The sequence below is a fragment of the Brevibacillus sedimenti genome (genome assembly GCF_020923495.1).
Taxonomy (GTDB): Bacteria; Bacillota; Bacilli; order Brevibacillales; family Brevibacillaceae; genus Brevibacillus; species Brevibacillus aydinogluensis.
This window is the reverse complement of sequence record NZ_CP064048.1, coordinates 1,266,075-1,280,000: the sequence shown is the minus strand read 5'-3', so window position 1 is coordinate 1,280,000 and position 13,926 is coordinate 1,266,075. Positions and strand designations below refer to the sequence as shown.

At 57.7% G+C, this 13,926-nt stretch carries 16 protein-coding genes and 1 pseudogene (1 of these 17 cut by a window edge); all 17 read right to left on the bottom strand.

Annotated features, from left to right (window positions below; translation table 11 throughout):
- On the bottom strand, positions 1-260 hold the 5' portion of the coding sequence (gene greA, locus IRT44_RS06135; protein WP_171567557.1) for a transcription elongation factor GreA. Its footprint begins 217 nt before the window's first position; the window shows 260 of its 477 coding nt (coding positions 1-260); it begins with the start codon at positions 258-260; its stop codon lies off the left edge, out of view.
- 204 nt (positions 261-464) lie between these two features.
- Positions 465-1,493, bottom strand: a complete 1,029-nt coding sequence (gene dusB / locus IRT44_RS06130) for a tRNA dihydrouridine synthase DusB (protein WP_212132591.1) — start codon at positions 1,491-1,493, stop codon at positions 465-467.
- Between the two features lie 97 nt (positions 1,494-1,590).
- A complete protein-coding gene (locus tag IRT44_RS06125) occupies positions 1,591-1,803 on the bottom strand; it encodes a helix-turn-helix domain-containing protein (protein WP_171567559.1) in 213 nt (70 codons plus the stop codon).
- Positions 1,755-2,285: a 2-amino-4-hydroxy-6-hydroxymethyldihydropteridine diphosphokinase gene (gene folK, locus IRT44_RS06120; RefSeq protein WP_171567560.1), complete on the bottom strand. Its 531-nt coding sequence runs from the start codon at positions 2,283-2,285 to the stop codon at positions 1,755-1,757. Before folK ends, IRT44_RS06125 begins: the two co-directional genes overlap by 49 nt.
- Entirely contained in the window at positions 2,282-2,653 is a 372-nt protein-coding gene (gene folB / locus IRT44_RS06115) for a dihydroneopterin aldolase (RefSeq protein ID WP_171567561.1), read from the bottom strand. The genes folK and folB overlap by 4 nt, the downstream gene beginning before the upstream one ends.
- Positions 2,646-3,497 (bottom strand): dihydropteroate synthase, encoded by an 852-nt coding sequence (gene folP / locus IRT44_RS06110; protein WP_311838091.1) that lies wholly within the window; start codon positions 3,495-3,497, stop codon positions 2,646-2,648. Before folP ends, folB begins: the two co-directional genes overlap by 8 nt.
- A gap of 407 nt (positions 3,498-3,904) precedes the next feature.
- Positions 3,905-4,750 (bottom strand): aminodeoxychorismate lyase, encoded by an 846-nt coding sequence (pabC, locus tag IRT44_RS06105; RefSeq protein ID WP_230077634.1) that lies wholly within the window; start codon positions 4,748-4,750, stop codon positions 3,905-3,907.
- Between the two features lie 187 nt (positions 4,751-4,937).
- Complete coding sequence (gene tatA, locus IRT44_RS06100; protein ID WP_171567564.1) at positions 4,938-5,147, bottom strand: twin-arginine translocase TatA/TatE family subunit; 210 nt, start codon at positions 5,145-5,147, stop codon at positions 4,938-4,940.
- A 23-nt stretch (positions 5,148-5,170) separates the two neighbouring features.
- Entirely contained in the window at positions 5,171-6,814 is a 1,644-nt protein-coding gene (locus tag IRT44_RS06095) for a PhoX family protein (protein ID WP_171567565.1), read from the bottom strand.
- Positions 6,815-6,964: 150 nt separating this feature from the next.
- Positions 6,965-7,549 carry an aminodeoxychorismate/anthranilate synthase component II gene (gene pabA / locus IRT44_RS06090; RefSeq protein ID WP_171567566.1) on the bottom strand — a complete coding sequence of 195 codons (585 nt, stop codon included), beginning with the start codon at positions 7,547-7,549 and terminating at the stop codon, positions 6,965-6,967.
- Positions 7,546-8,975, bottom strand: a pseudogene (locus IRT44_RS06085) (anthranilate synthase component I family protein). Before IRT44_RS06085 ends, pabA begins: the two are co-directional and overlap by 4 nt.
- Positions 8,976-9,224: 249 nt before the next feature.
- Positions 9,225-10,157, bottom strand: coding sequence for a cysteine synthase A (gene cysK, locus IRT44_RS06080; RefSeq protein WP_171567567.1), 933 nt, complete (start codon positions 10,155-10,157; stop codon positions 9,225-9,227).
- A 181-nt stretch (positions 10,158-10,338) separates the two neighbouring features.
- Positions 10,339-11,211, bottom strand: coding sequence for an Hsp33 family molecular chaperone HslO (gene hslO / locus IRT44_RS06075; RefSeq protein ID WP_230077633.1), 873 nt, complete (start codon positions 11,209-11,211; stop codon positions 10,339-10,341).
- A gap of 261 nt (positions 11,212-11,472) precedes the next feature.
- Positions 11,473-12,417, bottom strand: a complete 945-nt coding sequence (locus tag IRT44_RS06070; RefSeq protein WP_171567255.1) for a sigma-70 family RNA polymerase sigma factor — start codon at positions 12,415-12,417, stop codon at positions 11,473-11,475.
- A 254-nt stretch (positions 12,418-12,671) separates the two neighbouring features.
- Positions 12,672-13,235, bottom strand: coding sequence for a hypothetical protein (locus IRT44_RS06065; protein WP_311838089.1), 564 nt, complete (start codon positions 13,233-13,235; stop codon positions 12,672-12,674).
- Positions 13,236-13,357: 122 nt separating this feature from the next.
- Positions 13,358-13,774, bottom strand: a complete 417-nt coding sequence (locus IRT44_RS06060; RefSeq protein WP_171567254.1) for a hypothetical protein — start codon at positions 13,772-13,774, stop codon at positions 13,358-13,360.
- Complete coding sequence (locus tag IRT44_RS06055; protein ID WP_212132595.1) at positions 13,774-13,926, bottom strand: hypothetical protein; 153 nt, start codon at positions 13,924-13,926, stop codon at positions 13,774-13,776. Before IRT44_RS06055 ends, IRT44_RS06060 begins: the two co-directional genes overlap by 1 nt.

Here is a 13,926-nt window from a genome sequence, read left to right as displayed (position 1 = left end):
ACCACTCCGGTATCCACATCTTCGTTGGTGATGATGCGGGCGTTGCGCAGCATTTTTTCCAGCGTGAGAATGCGCCCTTCGATAAAGGCCTGCTCGTTTTTCGCCTCTTCGTACTCAGAGTTCTCGCTGATATCGCCATAGCTGATCGCTTCCTTGATCCGCGCCGCTACCTCTTTGCGTTTAACCGTTTTCAAATCCTCCAGCTCTTGTTCCAGTTTCGCCAAACCTTCTGGTGTAAGAATTACTTCTTTTTCCGACATGGTTCAATTCCCCCGTTTACAGATAATTCCTTCGCACCTGGTAAAGTACAAAGAATTATATGTAGATGTTCTATACAATATACAGTTCGATCGTGCATGACATAAGGCTTCATAGGGAAAGCTGCCAGGGTGAACTGGCAGCTTGAGTCCTGATAATACGGTGTATTATAGGATATGAAGGAACCCTTGTCAATGTCTGGGATGTTACGAGCTGACGGCTTCATCCGGCACGAAAACGTCTGCTTCGTCGAGATCGTCGGCGTGGTTTTCCACCCATTCGACGTAGTCCAACAGGATGCGGCGCAGCTCTTCCTCCGTCTCCACGGCATTGATCAGGTTTTTGGCATGGGTGGCCCCTTTCAGCCCTTTCAGATACCAGGCTGCGTGCTTGCGCATCTCCAGGATGCCGACGCGCGGCCCCTTCAAGGCGATCAGCCGCTGAGCGTGCAGCAGGCAAATCTCCACTTTTTCGCGGGCTGTCGGCTCCGGCGGCAGCACCCCTTTGGTCAGGTACTGAACAGTGCGGTACAGCATCCACGGGTTGCCCAAAGCGGCTCGGCCGATCATCACGCCGTCACAGCCGGTCATGTCCAGCATGCGGCGCGCGTCTTCCGGCGTCGCGACGTCGCCGTTGCCAATCACGGGAATGGAGACCGCTTCCTTGACGCGGCGAATCCAGTTCCAATCAGCCTTGCCCTTGTACATCTGCACGCGGGTGCGACCGTGGACGGCAATCGCCTGGGCACCGGCACGCTCCACCGCCTGGGCGTTTTCAATCGCGTACAGATGCTCGTCATCCCAGCCCAGACGCATTTTGACCGTAACCGGTTTGTCCACGACATCGACAACGGCCGAAACGACTTCGTATATCTTGTTCGGGTCCAGCAGCAGCCGGGCGCCGGCATCACAATTCACGATCTTGGGAACGGGACAGCCCATGTTAATGTCGATGATGTCCGCGTTGGTGTTCTTGTCAACATACTTCGCCGCTTCGACCAGCGTTTCCTTGTCTCCGCCAAAAATCTGCAGGCTCAACGGCTTTTCCCGTTCGTCAACAAACAGCATATCCATCGTCTTCTTGTTGCCGTGCACGATTCCCTTGTCGCTGACCATTTCGGCACAGACCAAACCGGTGCCAAACTCCTTGGCGATCAAGCGGAAAGCGGGATTGCACACCCCTGCCATCGGCGCAAGAACGACGTTGTTTTTCAACTCGATGTTACCGATTTTCATTTATACACAACCTCCTTTTCCCGCAAGGTACAAGTGACCTCTGCGCTGATACATGCGCGGGCGGGCGATGCGGAGAGCGTCTGACCCAGCTGAAAGGTCATTTACTATTTATAGCACATAATTCTTCGTAGTCCACCTGTAAAGTGCTGGCGATTTTGCGCAGCACCGGTTCGGTCGGCGTGCGGGTGCCCCTCTCCAGTGAACCGACAAACGACAGGGACACGCCCATCTTGTCAGCCAGGGTCTGCTGCGTGTACCCCTTCAACTTCCGGAATGACCGTATGCGATTGCCCAATCGATTGTTCCCCACTTTCGTACCCCCTTGTCATCCTGCGGCAACAACCGGAGAAGGTCATCGACGGTCCGGCCGAATACGGGAAGCGGTCCTCCCTCCCAGACGTCACGAAGCGGAATCAGAACAAATGCCCGATCAGCCATCTCCGGATGGGGAATGACCAGGTGTTCCTGCCTCACCGCTTGGCCGCCGTACAGCAGCACGTCGATGTCGATCGTGCGCGGCCCCCAGCGGACGGTGCGCACACGTCCCAGTTCCTGTTCCACTGCCAGCGCTTCCTCCAGCAGTTTTTCCGGGGACAGATCCGTTTCCACCGCGATCGCCATGTTCAGGAACGCGTCCTGCTCCACGTACCCGACCGGATCGGTTTCATAGACGGATGAGATCCGCACGACGCGGATGCCCTTCCGTTCGTTTAGCTTTTGCACTGCCTGCCGTAAGTTGTCCGCCCGGTCCCCCAAGTTGGAACCAAGGGCGAGATACGACCGTACCGTCATACGTTCATGTCCTCTCTTCTGCGCGTCATCTCGATGGCAACCGAGTCGTATTGGCCGTTGATGGGCGGGTTGGGTTTCGTCACCTTCACCGTCACTTCCGCGATCGGGAATGACTGCAACAGTTGGCCGGCAATGCGGGCCGTCAACGCTTCCACCAGGTTGTATCGCTCTGTTTCGACGATTTTTCGAACACAATCAAAGATATCGGCGTAATTGACCGTATCGTTTAGATCGTCGCTGGCTCCGGCGCGGGACAAGTCCAACGCCAGCACCAGATCCACGTAAAAACGCTGCCCGAGCTGGGCCTCTGCTTCGAAAACGCCGTGATAGCCGTAAAATGACATGCGGTTAAAGTAGATTTTATCCAACAGGGAGGCCTCCCTTGCACATCGCGTCCATCATTGTGACGACCCGCTTCATTTCCTTGACGTCGTGCACCCGGACGATGTGGCAGCCCTTCGCTACGCCCAGGGCGACGGTGGCAGCCGTACCCTCCATTCGGTCATGCACCGGCAGGTCGAGCACCTTGCCAATCATCGATTTGCGCGACGTGCCGAGCAGCACCGGATAGCCGAGCGCGACCAGATCGTCCAGGCGGCGCATCGCCTCCAAATTTTGGTCCAGCGTTTTGGCAAACCCGATCCCCGGATCGAGGATGATCTGCTCGTCGCGGACACCAGCCTCCCGCGCGATGCGGACCGATTCCCGCAGATCGCGCACCATGTCGCAAAAGAAGCGGGAGTAGGCCATGTCTTCCCGGTTGTGCATCAAAATGATCGGAGCATCGTAGCGCGCGGCAACCTGGGCGATTCGCCGGTCCCGTTTGGCTCCCCAGACGTCGTTGATGATGTGGGCGCCGGCTTTGATTGCCTGCTCCGCCACTTCAGACTTGTAGGTGTCAATGGACAGCGGGACCTGCACTTCCTCCACCAGCGCGCGGATGACCGGCATGACGCGCTCCAACTCTTCCTCCAGTCCTACTTCCACAGCACCGGGGCGCGTCGACTCTCCGCCGATGTCAATGATGTCCGCTCCCGCTTCCACCATCGCGCGGGCCCGGGCAACCGCCTGATCCAGGTCCACGTACCGGCCGCCGTCGGAAAAGGAGTCGGGCGTCACATTCAAAATCCCCATCACCAGGGTCCGCTGTCCCAACGGCAGCACATAACGGCCGCAGACCAGTCCCCGTCGCTGCCGAAGCTGCCGACGCATGGTCAATAGCTCCAACACTTCCTGTGCCGCTTCCAGCAGGCTTCCTTCCTGATCCGGCAGCCGGTGCAGCAAGCCCTCCAGCTGACCTTGTGTCGCCTGGATCAGAATGTCGGCCACTCCGGACGAAGCCGGATTGTCGAGGACGACTGCATCGCCTCCGCACGCCTGTACGCTTGTCCGCAGCAGTCGTGCAGCTGCCGGCGACAGACGTTCCAGGTGGATCAACAGCGGTTCTCCCGCTACGGCCAGCCGCTCCAGGTCGGACTCGCACACGTTTCGGTCAGACAGTTCCGTCGCCAGTCCGGCCCGGCTCCGGCCGTGTATCACAAATGGATTGTGCTTCATCTGCCTAGCTCCCCTTCAGTTGTCAATGACAAGGTGGCATGTTGATTGATAGCATACCATACTTACCTACCGGACGCTACCGATTCGCGGTAGGCGCAGCGCAAAGCACGGGTGTATTCCCCGTACGAAGCCGGCACCGGTCGGCCGTCGATTGTGCTCACCGGCACGACCTCCTGCACCGAGTTGGTGACAAACACTTCGTCCGCCTGCACCAGCGCATCCGGCCGGTACCATCCCTCTTGGGCGGGGATGCCGAGCTTTTGCGCCAGTTTCAGCACATGGCGCCGGGTCACGCCGTCGAGAATGCCTGTGTCCGTGGAAGGCGTGTACAAGTGGCCGTTGGTCACCCAAAACAGGTTGCTGACGATGCCCTCTGCCACATAGCCTTCCCGTGTCAAAAACAACCCTTCCACGTCCGGCTGTGCTCCCAATTCCAGACGGGCCAGCGCGTTGTTTATATAGTTGTGCGATTTGAACCGCTGATGACCCTCCGCCGTCTGGCGCGGTACGGACAGCGTTTGCAGTTTCTTGGGCCGGGGCGGTTCCGTCAGGGGCGGCACTTCTTTTGCAAAGATGAAGAGCGACGGCCTCACATACTCATCCGACGCCAGGCCGACTCCCTCCGGCCCGGCTGTCACGCTGAGCCGCACATACGCGTCGGCCAGCCCGTTGGCATCCGCCGTCCGCAGGATCGCGTCAGCCAATTCCTCCGCCGTCCACGGCGCTTTGATGCGCAGCGCCAACAGCCCCGAACTGAGCCGGGCGTAATGGTCGTCCCACAGAAAGAGGCGGCGCTGGTAGACGCGCACCGTTTCAAACAGGCCAATTCCGTACAGGAAACCGTGATCCAGGACGGACACCGACGCCTGTTCCGCAGGCATGATTGTTCCGTTTACGTAGATATGCATTTCGCGCTCGCTCCCGACAATCGGTATTCGAGTTCATCATACCACATTACGTCCTGCCTCAGCGCTCTTTCCGCGCACCGTGTACGGTGCATCATCGGGGATGGCGACATGGTAATCCCTACAAAAGAAAAAAGGCAGTACGCACGGGACGCACCGCCTTTTTCTGCCGGATGGCTGTTGATTGGCTTCAACGCTTCTCCCCGTTTTTTACGGAGACATCCAGCCCTTGTATTTTCTTTTCCTCGTCGTCGTTGGTCAGTTCCCTGGCCGCCAACTTGAACTCCGTCAACGTCCGGCCAAAGGCGCGGCCGATCTCCGGCAGCTTGCTCGGTCCAAAGATGACCAGGGCGATAATCAGAATCAAGATAAGCCCGGGGATACCAATGCTGGATAACATGTCAGGCTACACTCCCTCGCAGATTAAAAGCCGGTGATGGCAATGACGCCAGGCAGAGCTACCGAGCTGCCGCCTTTCGGCCAGTGGCTGGTCGGCCGGTCGTAGGACGTCAGGTTTTCCCCCGGATGCTGCACGGACAGGAACAGCGTCTTTTCGTCCGGGGTAAACCACGGGCCGGTCATCTCCGCGCCGACCGGTGCAGATGCAAACTGCACCGCTTCCCCTTTGTGGTCTCCGGAGGTCGGGATCAAGTAGACGCCGTTGTTGCCGAATGGCGTGTAGATGCCGCTGTTCATGGACGATGACGAAATGTCGGTCACCACCCAGAGGTTGCCTGCGCTGTCAAACGCCATGTTGTCCGGTGCCGCAAACCCGCTCTGCGGACCGCCGGCGGCAAAGATTTCAAAGGTAAATGCGGTGCCGGCATGATTGCCGTCCTGTTCAAACAGGCGGACGATCTGGCCGTAGAAGTTGCCGTGCTTTGCGTTGTTCGTCATGGCGATAAAAACGCTGCCGTCGATCGGATGCACCTCGACGTCTTCCGGCCGGTCCATCGGGGTGGCCCCTACAGCTTTGGCCGCATCGCGGCAGTTGACCAACACGTCGGCCTGGGAGGAAAACAGCGGTTTGCCCGCGCTGTCGGTCGCCTGCTGCAGCACCTCGTTGGAGGCATAGTCCAGCGCAATCCAGGCGCCCTTGCCGAAGTTGGCCACGTACAGCGTACCTTCTTCCAGCAGCTTGGAGTTTTGTTTGCCCGCTTTCGGGTCGTATTTGCCTTTGGAGACGTATTTGTACACGTACTGGTCGTTGGCGTCGTCACCCATGTAGACGACCAGCTGTCCCGTCGGCGCGATCACCATGGCCGTATTTTCATGGGAAAAACGGCCCAGGGCGGTATGCTTTTTCGGCGTGGATGCCGGATCAAACGGATCCACCTCCACCACCCATCCGTAGTGGCGGCTGTCCGGCAACTTGCAGTCGTTCACCACGTCCTGGAAGTTTTCTTCGCAGGAGAGGATGGTGTTCCACAGCGTCACACCGCCGGAGCAGTTTGCAAACGTGCCGGTCACTTCCTTGGCGATGGACGCGGCCGGGCCGGTCAACACGTGTTTGGTCAAACCGCTGACGCGGCGACCGTAGGCGGAGTCGCTGACCAGCTTCCACCTGCCGTTTTCCTTTTTCACTTCGATCACCGACCCGCCCAGCGCATACAGGTACTTCCGGATTTGCTCCGCCGTTCGCCGGTTCTGTTTTGGATCGGCGTTAAGCGCGTCATAGCCGGTGACGTAGTATTCCAGTTCGCCCAGATACTCGTGATTTACCCACAGGAGGCCGTGGTCCGACCTGCCGTCAATCGGGAGGAAACAGGTGAAGTCAGCGTTGAAGCCAAACGTGTCGCCTGCCTTGTTGATTCTGTCACCGTAGACAGCCACGACGTCGTATCGAAATCCTTCGGGCAGCACTACATCGTCCTTGGTGGTTGGCCGGATCGGTTTGAACTTTGGGGAAAACTTGTGCTTTTTTGCCTCCAGCCCGAACAGGTGGTCGGCCGTTTTTCCGGAGAGCGATTCACCCGCTGCCAGCGCCGGTATGCCGGTCGCCAGAGAAGCCAGCGCTGCCGCACCAGCGCCGAGATATGTCAAAAACTGTCGCCGGTTCACGTCCATTGCACATTCGCTCCTTTACGTTACGCATCTGTTACGTCGATTGTACAAGCGAATCGTCGACATTCGGTTAATTCCGGATAAATGTTGTGTTAATCTTTGGTCTATTGAATAAAAAAGCGCCCGAGTGCATCAGGCGCTTTCACATTATCGTTATCCTGCTGCTTGTTTCGCATACGTATCCAGGAAGTTTTGCAGTAGCTGTTTGCCGTACTGGGTAATGATCGATTCGGGGTGAAACTGCACGCCTTCGATCGGGTAATGGCGATGGCGCACGGCCATGATCTCCCCTTCCTCCGTACGCGCGGTCACTTCCAGCACGTCGGGCAGGCTCGCCTCCTCCAAAATCAGCGAGTGGTAGCGCGCCGCCGTAAATGGAGAGGGAATGCCGCGAAAAATCGTCTGGCCGTCGTGATACACCTCGGACGTCTTGCCATGCATCAGCCGCTCGGCACGCACCACCTTGCCGCCGAACACCTGACCGATCGACTGATGGCCCAGACATACGCCCAGCATCGGAATTTTGCCGGCGAAATAACGGATGGCCTCCATGCTGATGCCCGCCTCATTGGGCGTGCACGGCCCCGGCGAAATCATCAGGTAGTCCGGCGCGAGGCGCTCAATCTCCTCCAGCGTAATCTTGTCGTTGCGGACGACCCGCAGCTCCTCGCCCAGCTCCCCCACGTACTGCACCAGGTTGTAGGTAAAGGAATCGTAGTTGTCAATCATCAAAATCATACGCTCAACTCCTCTCGACTCGCCTTTCTCTGCTCACTCAACTCCAATGCTTTCCACAACGCTTCCGCCTTTTTCAGCGACTCGACATACTCTGCCTCGGGACGGGAGTCGATGACGATACCCGCCCCGCCTGCACGTGGGCCATGCCGTCCTTGACCACCATGGTGCGGATGGCGATGTTGACTTCCACGTCGCCATTAAACCCGAACCAGCCAATCGACCCGGTGTAGACACCCCGTTTGACCGGTTCCAGCTCCTCGATGATCTCCATCGTCCGCACTTTGGGCGCACCGGTGATCGTCCCGCCGGGAAATGCAGCCGCGACCGCGTCAAACGCGTCTTTTCCCTCCGCCAACTCTCCTTCCACATGGGAGACGATATGCATGACGTGGGAGTACTTTTCCACGACCATGAACTCGCTCACCCGTACGCTGCCGTACCGGCATACACGGCCGAGGTCGTTGCGCTCCAGATCGACCAGCATGACGTGTTCCGCCCGCTCTTTTTCGTTCTCCACCAGTTCGCGCACCAGTGCCTCGTCTTCCGCGTCGTTTCTTCCCCGCGGGCGCGTGCCGGCGATCGGCCGGGTGCTGACTGCGCCGCCCTTTACCTTGATGAGCAGCTCCGGCGAACCGCTGACCAGTTGAAACTCGGGGAAGTGCAGGTAGCCCATGTACGGCGACGGGTTTAGCTTGCGCAGCACGCTGTAGACGTCGGCTGGCATCACCCGCATCGGCTTGCTCTGCCGCACCGAGAGGTTCACCTGAAACACGTCCCCTTGGGCAATGTACGCCTGCACGCGGCGCACCGCCTCTTCAAACTGTTCCTGGCCAAATGACACCTGGGCCGGGGTGGCCGACTCCAGCGGCCGCTTGCGCAGCGCGTCCCAGTCGGTATCGTCCGCCTGTGCGTCCCGGGTCAGGGATGTAAGCTCTCGGGCCCGCTGTGACAGGCACTCCGCCGCGTCGCGGTACGAATCTTCCGTCAATCCGCTCGTCGGCAGGTGCGTCAGGCAGTAACATTCCCGCGTCGCATGATCAAAGACAAGAAGGTCTTGCACTATCATAACATACAGGTCGGGCAGCCGTAAGTCGTCTGCAGCGATCTGCGGCAGGGTCGGTTCAAAAAAACGGTTCATGTCGTAACTAAGGTATCCCAATGCGCCGCCGCAAAAGTCGGGCAGACCCGGCACAACCGGCGTCCGGTAGCGGGCCAGCAGCTCACGAAGCGCAAACAGCGGGTTTTCCCCTGTTATCCGTTCAGTTTGGCCGTCAGCGAATGTGACCGTGGTTTGCAGGTCCTTGCTCTGCATCACCGCGACGGGCTGCCAAGTGAGATAGGTAAAGCGGCCGGCTCGTCCGCTCTCCAAGAGCGCCGCTCCCTCCAGTGAGGGCTGCAGGGCATTGAGCAGTTCCCACGGGTCCAGGTTCTCCGGCCAGGCGAGGCGTACAGCAAGCGGGACGTACGGATACTCGCCAGCATACTTCTCGATGTCGGTAAAGGATGGCAGGATCAAATCAATTCACGCTCCGTCATTCTGCTTTCTCGCCTCCAGCATATCACATTCACCGGGGATGTTTCGCGGTTACTTTTTGGCTGCGCGGAACGAATCGCATGAAATAAAGAACGCCGGCCGCAAGCCGACGTTTCATTTGGTCCAACGCTTCTTTCCGTCTTATTCTTCAAACTGATACAGCGGGGTGGACAGGTAGCGTTCACCGTTGCTCGGAATGACCGCCACTACTTTTTTGCCCCGACCCAGCTTCTGCGCCACCTTCAGCGCGGCAAAAATAGCCGCACCGGAAGAAATGCCGCCGAGAATCCCCTCGTTGCGGGCAACGCGTCGTGCCGTTTCGAAGGCTTCCTCGTTTTCTACCTTGATGATCTCGTCATACACATTGGTGTCCAGAATCGCCGGTACAAAGCCGGCTCCGATGCCCTGAATCTTGTGCGGGCCCGGTTTTCCGCCGGACAAAACGGGCGAGGCGGCCGGTTCCACGGCGACAATGTGGACATGGGGGTAATGTTCACGCAGCAGTTGACCAACGCCTGTGATCGTCCCGCCGGTGCCGACACCGGAAATAAACGCGTCGATCCCGCCGATTTCTTTTGCCTGCTCCAAGAGTTCCCGACCGGTCGTCTCCCGATGCACTTTCGGGTTGGCCGGGTTGTTGAACTGCTGCGGCATGAAATAGGAAGGATTTTCTTTCACCAGCTCTTCCGCCTTGCGAATGGCGCCGCCCATGCCTTCGCTGCCCGGTGTCAGCACCAGCTCTGCTCCGTAGGCGCGCAGCAGATTGCGCCGCTCAATGCTCATCGTCTCCGGCATGACCAGGATGGCGCGATATCCTTTGGCTGCTGCCACCATGGCCAAGCCGATCCCGGTGTTGCCGCTCGTCGGTTCGATAATCGTGTCTCCCGGTTTCAGTTTGCCTTCCGCCTCAGCAGCTTCGATCATCGCCAGAGCAATCCGGTCCTTGACGCTGCTGCCCGGATTGAAAAACTCCAGTTTCAGGTAAATGTCGGCCATATCAGCGCTGACGACGCGATTCAGCTTCACCAGCGGCGTATACCCGATCAGGTCCGTAATGGAATTGGCGACACGCATCGTGTCAATCCCCCTTTTTATAACCTAGTAAAATGCTAGGTTTTATTGGCATAATTATAACAAGGTGTGCCTAGGCCGGTCAATGAGGCATTTGCCCAGATATCTGGGCGCCGACCGCCTTGCGCAATCGTTCCAAAACGATCGCCACCGGGTAAAGGCGGTCGACGAGCGGTACCCTGGTTTACATCTCCTGCATGATCTCTTCCAGCGCCGCTTTATCGTAGTGGTAGCGCTCGTTGCAGAAGTGACAGTGGACCTCTGCTTCGCCCTTTTCTTCAATCAGGGCCGTCATTTCCTCTTTGCCCAGGCTGACCAACGCCTGGCTCACCTTTTCCGGCGAACAGGTGCAGCGAAACTGAATGTCGGTCCGGCTGAGAATTTTCGGCTCGTCCAACACGCGCTCCAGAATCTGTTCCGGCGTCAGACCTTCCCCGATCATCCGGGATACCTGCGGGAGCTGCCCCAGCCGTTCTTCGATCCGGCTCACTACCTCGTCCGGCGTACCCGGCAGGAGCTGCAGAATAAACCCTCCGGCGGCCAGCACGGAGCGATCTTCCGGATTGACCAGCACACCCACGCCGACCGCAGACGGGGTTTGCTCCGAAGTGACAAAGTAGTAGGTGAAATCCTCGCCAATTTCACCGGAGACAATCGGCGAACTGCCCCTGTACGGCTCCTTCATTCCCAGGTCTTTGACCACGTACAGAAACCCGTCGGTGCCGACCGCGCGGGCCACATCCAGTTTGCCCTTGTCGTTCAGTTCAAAGTGAACGTGCGGGTTGGTCACGTAAGCGATGCCTTCCCCGTGGGCGTTGGCCTCGGCGATAATCTGCCCAATGGGCCCGCCCCCTTTTACTTTGACGGAAAGCCGCTCATCTCCTTTCAGCATGGCCCCCATCATCAACGTGACGGTCAACGTCCGCCCTGCGGCCGCCGTCGCCGTGTTCCACATGTCGTGGCGGCGTCTCATTTCTTCAACAATGCCGGTCGTCCGGGCGGCAAATGCGCGCACATGCCCGTTATACCCGGTCGCCCGTATCAAATAATCGCTCATGCAGCGATCCTCCTTTTGCCATGACGTCTGCAAGAAGTAGTGTACCACAAGAAAACCGATGCCGCTCAAGCCAAGCGTGCAGCGCGGCGCATGGACAGATTTCCGACTCATCCGGGCGGTATCCATCACTTTGTCACACACTTTGAAGCAGCAGCTTGGCCAGTAATCGCCCCCAATCACAACAAGCCGGACAAGTCGTGTCTGCAAAAAAAATCCCCTCGCAAACGGAGGGGGATGCGTATTCTTTATTATGAAGTGTTGTCACGTCAGGTATTCTTTGAGCACGCGGGAACACTTTTGCTTGCGCAGCCGATCAATGGTGGTCGCCTCGATCTGACGGATGCGCTCTCGAGTGAGGCCAAACATCCTGCCCACTTCCTCCAGCGTGTAAACATGGTCGTCGTACAGGCCGTAGCGCATGGCGATAATCTCCTGGGCGCGCGGGCTAAGACGTTCCAGCGCGGCTCGCATTTGAACGCGCAGATCGATCTTCTCAATCCAGTCTTCCAACGACGCTTCTCCGTCATCTACGATCTCCGCATAGCTCAGGCATTCGTCATCATGTTCAAATGAGTTGGGTTCGTCGTCCAGTTCAGCATCAATCGATTCCATTTTGAGCATCAGCGCATACTCAATTGCTTCTACTTTTTCTACGGGAATGTCCAACCAGTCGGCAATCTCCTGCCGATCCGGCGTGCGGTTCAGCAGGTGGGCCAGGTGAGTCACCTGCTTTTGATAGTGCCGAATCTGCTCATGCATGTGGACGGGAATGCGGATGAGCGCACCTTTATCGTTAATCGCGCGGGTGATCGCCTGTGAAATCCACCAGTGGGAATAATGGTAGAGACGGACACCTCGGTTCACATCAAACTTGTCAATGGCAGTAAACAGGCCGATAGTTCCTTCCTGGATCAAGTCCATAAACGGCATGCCCTTTTGTAAATGGCGCAGGGCTGTGCTGACCACATAGCGCAAATAGGCCCGCACCAGCGTCTCCCGGGCGCTCAAATCCCCGTCACGCTGATAGCGAACCAGGCAGTCCAGCTCTTCCTCTTTGTCCAACATGGGTGTTGCAGCGACGCTTTCCAGAAACAGCAGGGTTGACGTGTCGGACCGCAACGAGCGGGGCACGGTAATACCCAACTGCTTTTCGACTTCCCGCCAGCGACGGGGAGTAGACTGGAAAGTGGAGGTACTCACAGTCATATGCAACCCTCACTTCTCTGGAATGGATATTCACGTTGAGGTACAAGCCAGTTGTTCTCGGATGCGTTATTGTATGCGTATTTCGACAAAGCCTGGGTAATTCCTCCCTGTTTACAGAATATTAATGTTAGTATTAGCAAATAGTTGATGGAATCGCTTGCATTTTTAGGTATTTTGCTTTACACAAAAAGCATCCCGAAACGACGGGATGCTTGGAGAAAAACGTCGAAAATTCGCGATATCTCCAGCCGGCATTACCGCTTTAGCTCCTCGACGCTGACGACGGGAAAGGCGTGAGCGGGCAGTAACGGCAGAAACGGACGCTCGTCCACGTACGCAACGACCACATGAGAGGGGCCTACCATTGTCTTCGGAGCAAGCCGGAGTTCCTCCCCGCGCTGGGTCACCACCACAATCTGCAGATGACCGCCAGACGGACGCTCTGCGCCGGTTATTGCCTGCTCCAGGTGCAGAGCAGCTCCGTCGTACCGCAGCCGGAGCTGCAGATCCTTACGCCAGGAACGAAAGTCGACGTAATGGCGCACAAACCGCAGCGGATCGGTAGTGACGCTGTCGGCGGCCGGCAGGTAGCTGCTGCCTTCCCGGCGATAGCCGCCATTCTCCCGCATGCGCTGGTCAAAGCGGAGCAGCGCCTCTTCCTCGACCAGATCAATGACGCCCTCTGTCTTCAACACTGGCTCGACTGCAAAGGTAGCGTGATGGTTGGCCAGTTCCAGCAAGGTTTTCACTTCTGTCTTTTTCTGCATGGCAATGTCGGCGTCGACGACAAACAACCCCACCAGCAGAAATAACAGCAGAGCCGAAATGGACAGTACATTGATGCCCGTAAGCCTCCCCTCCCTTTTCAAACCGTTCGGGCAGCTAATTTCCCATGGGGGCCGCCATTCGATTGGGCAAACAGCTTTATTCGCAACCTGGTTTATAAATCGTAATCCATGATATTGATCGTCCCGTACCGCTCCACCCGCATCGTTTCGCTGCCTACAGGAAGCAGTTGAGTCAGGCGCGGATAGGGGATTTCCACCTGCAGTAAAAATTCATCTTCGTGACTCCACAATACTGGATCGGCCGCCCGCGTTCTGACGATGCTGACGGACAGCTCTGAGTCATGCAGGAAAAACGATTTTTCCGACAGTTCCCGCGAGACAAAGGAACGGACGTCAGCCAATACTTCTGCATCGCTGCCGCCCCCGTGATTGCTGACGTATTTGGCGGCGGCAGCGCTCACCTCCAGCAATTCGTTATGCGTCTGCACCACGGTATGAACCTGCAGGATACCCAGCGGGACCAAAAGAAGCACCATCACATTGAGAAGAACGGCCACAACCTGTCCCATCAGCCCGTCCCAAACCGCGTCACGTTTTCCAACAGGTCCCCGAAAAACCGCGTGCAGACCGAAAGGAGGTTGTCGGGGCCGCTCAACAGCAGGTGAACAGTTATAGGCAGGACGATCACCATCAAGGCAAGCACAGCAATGAGTTTGTTCAC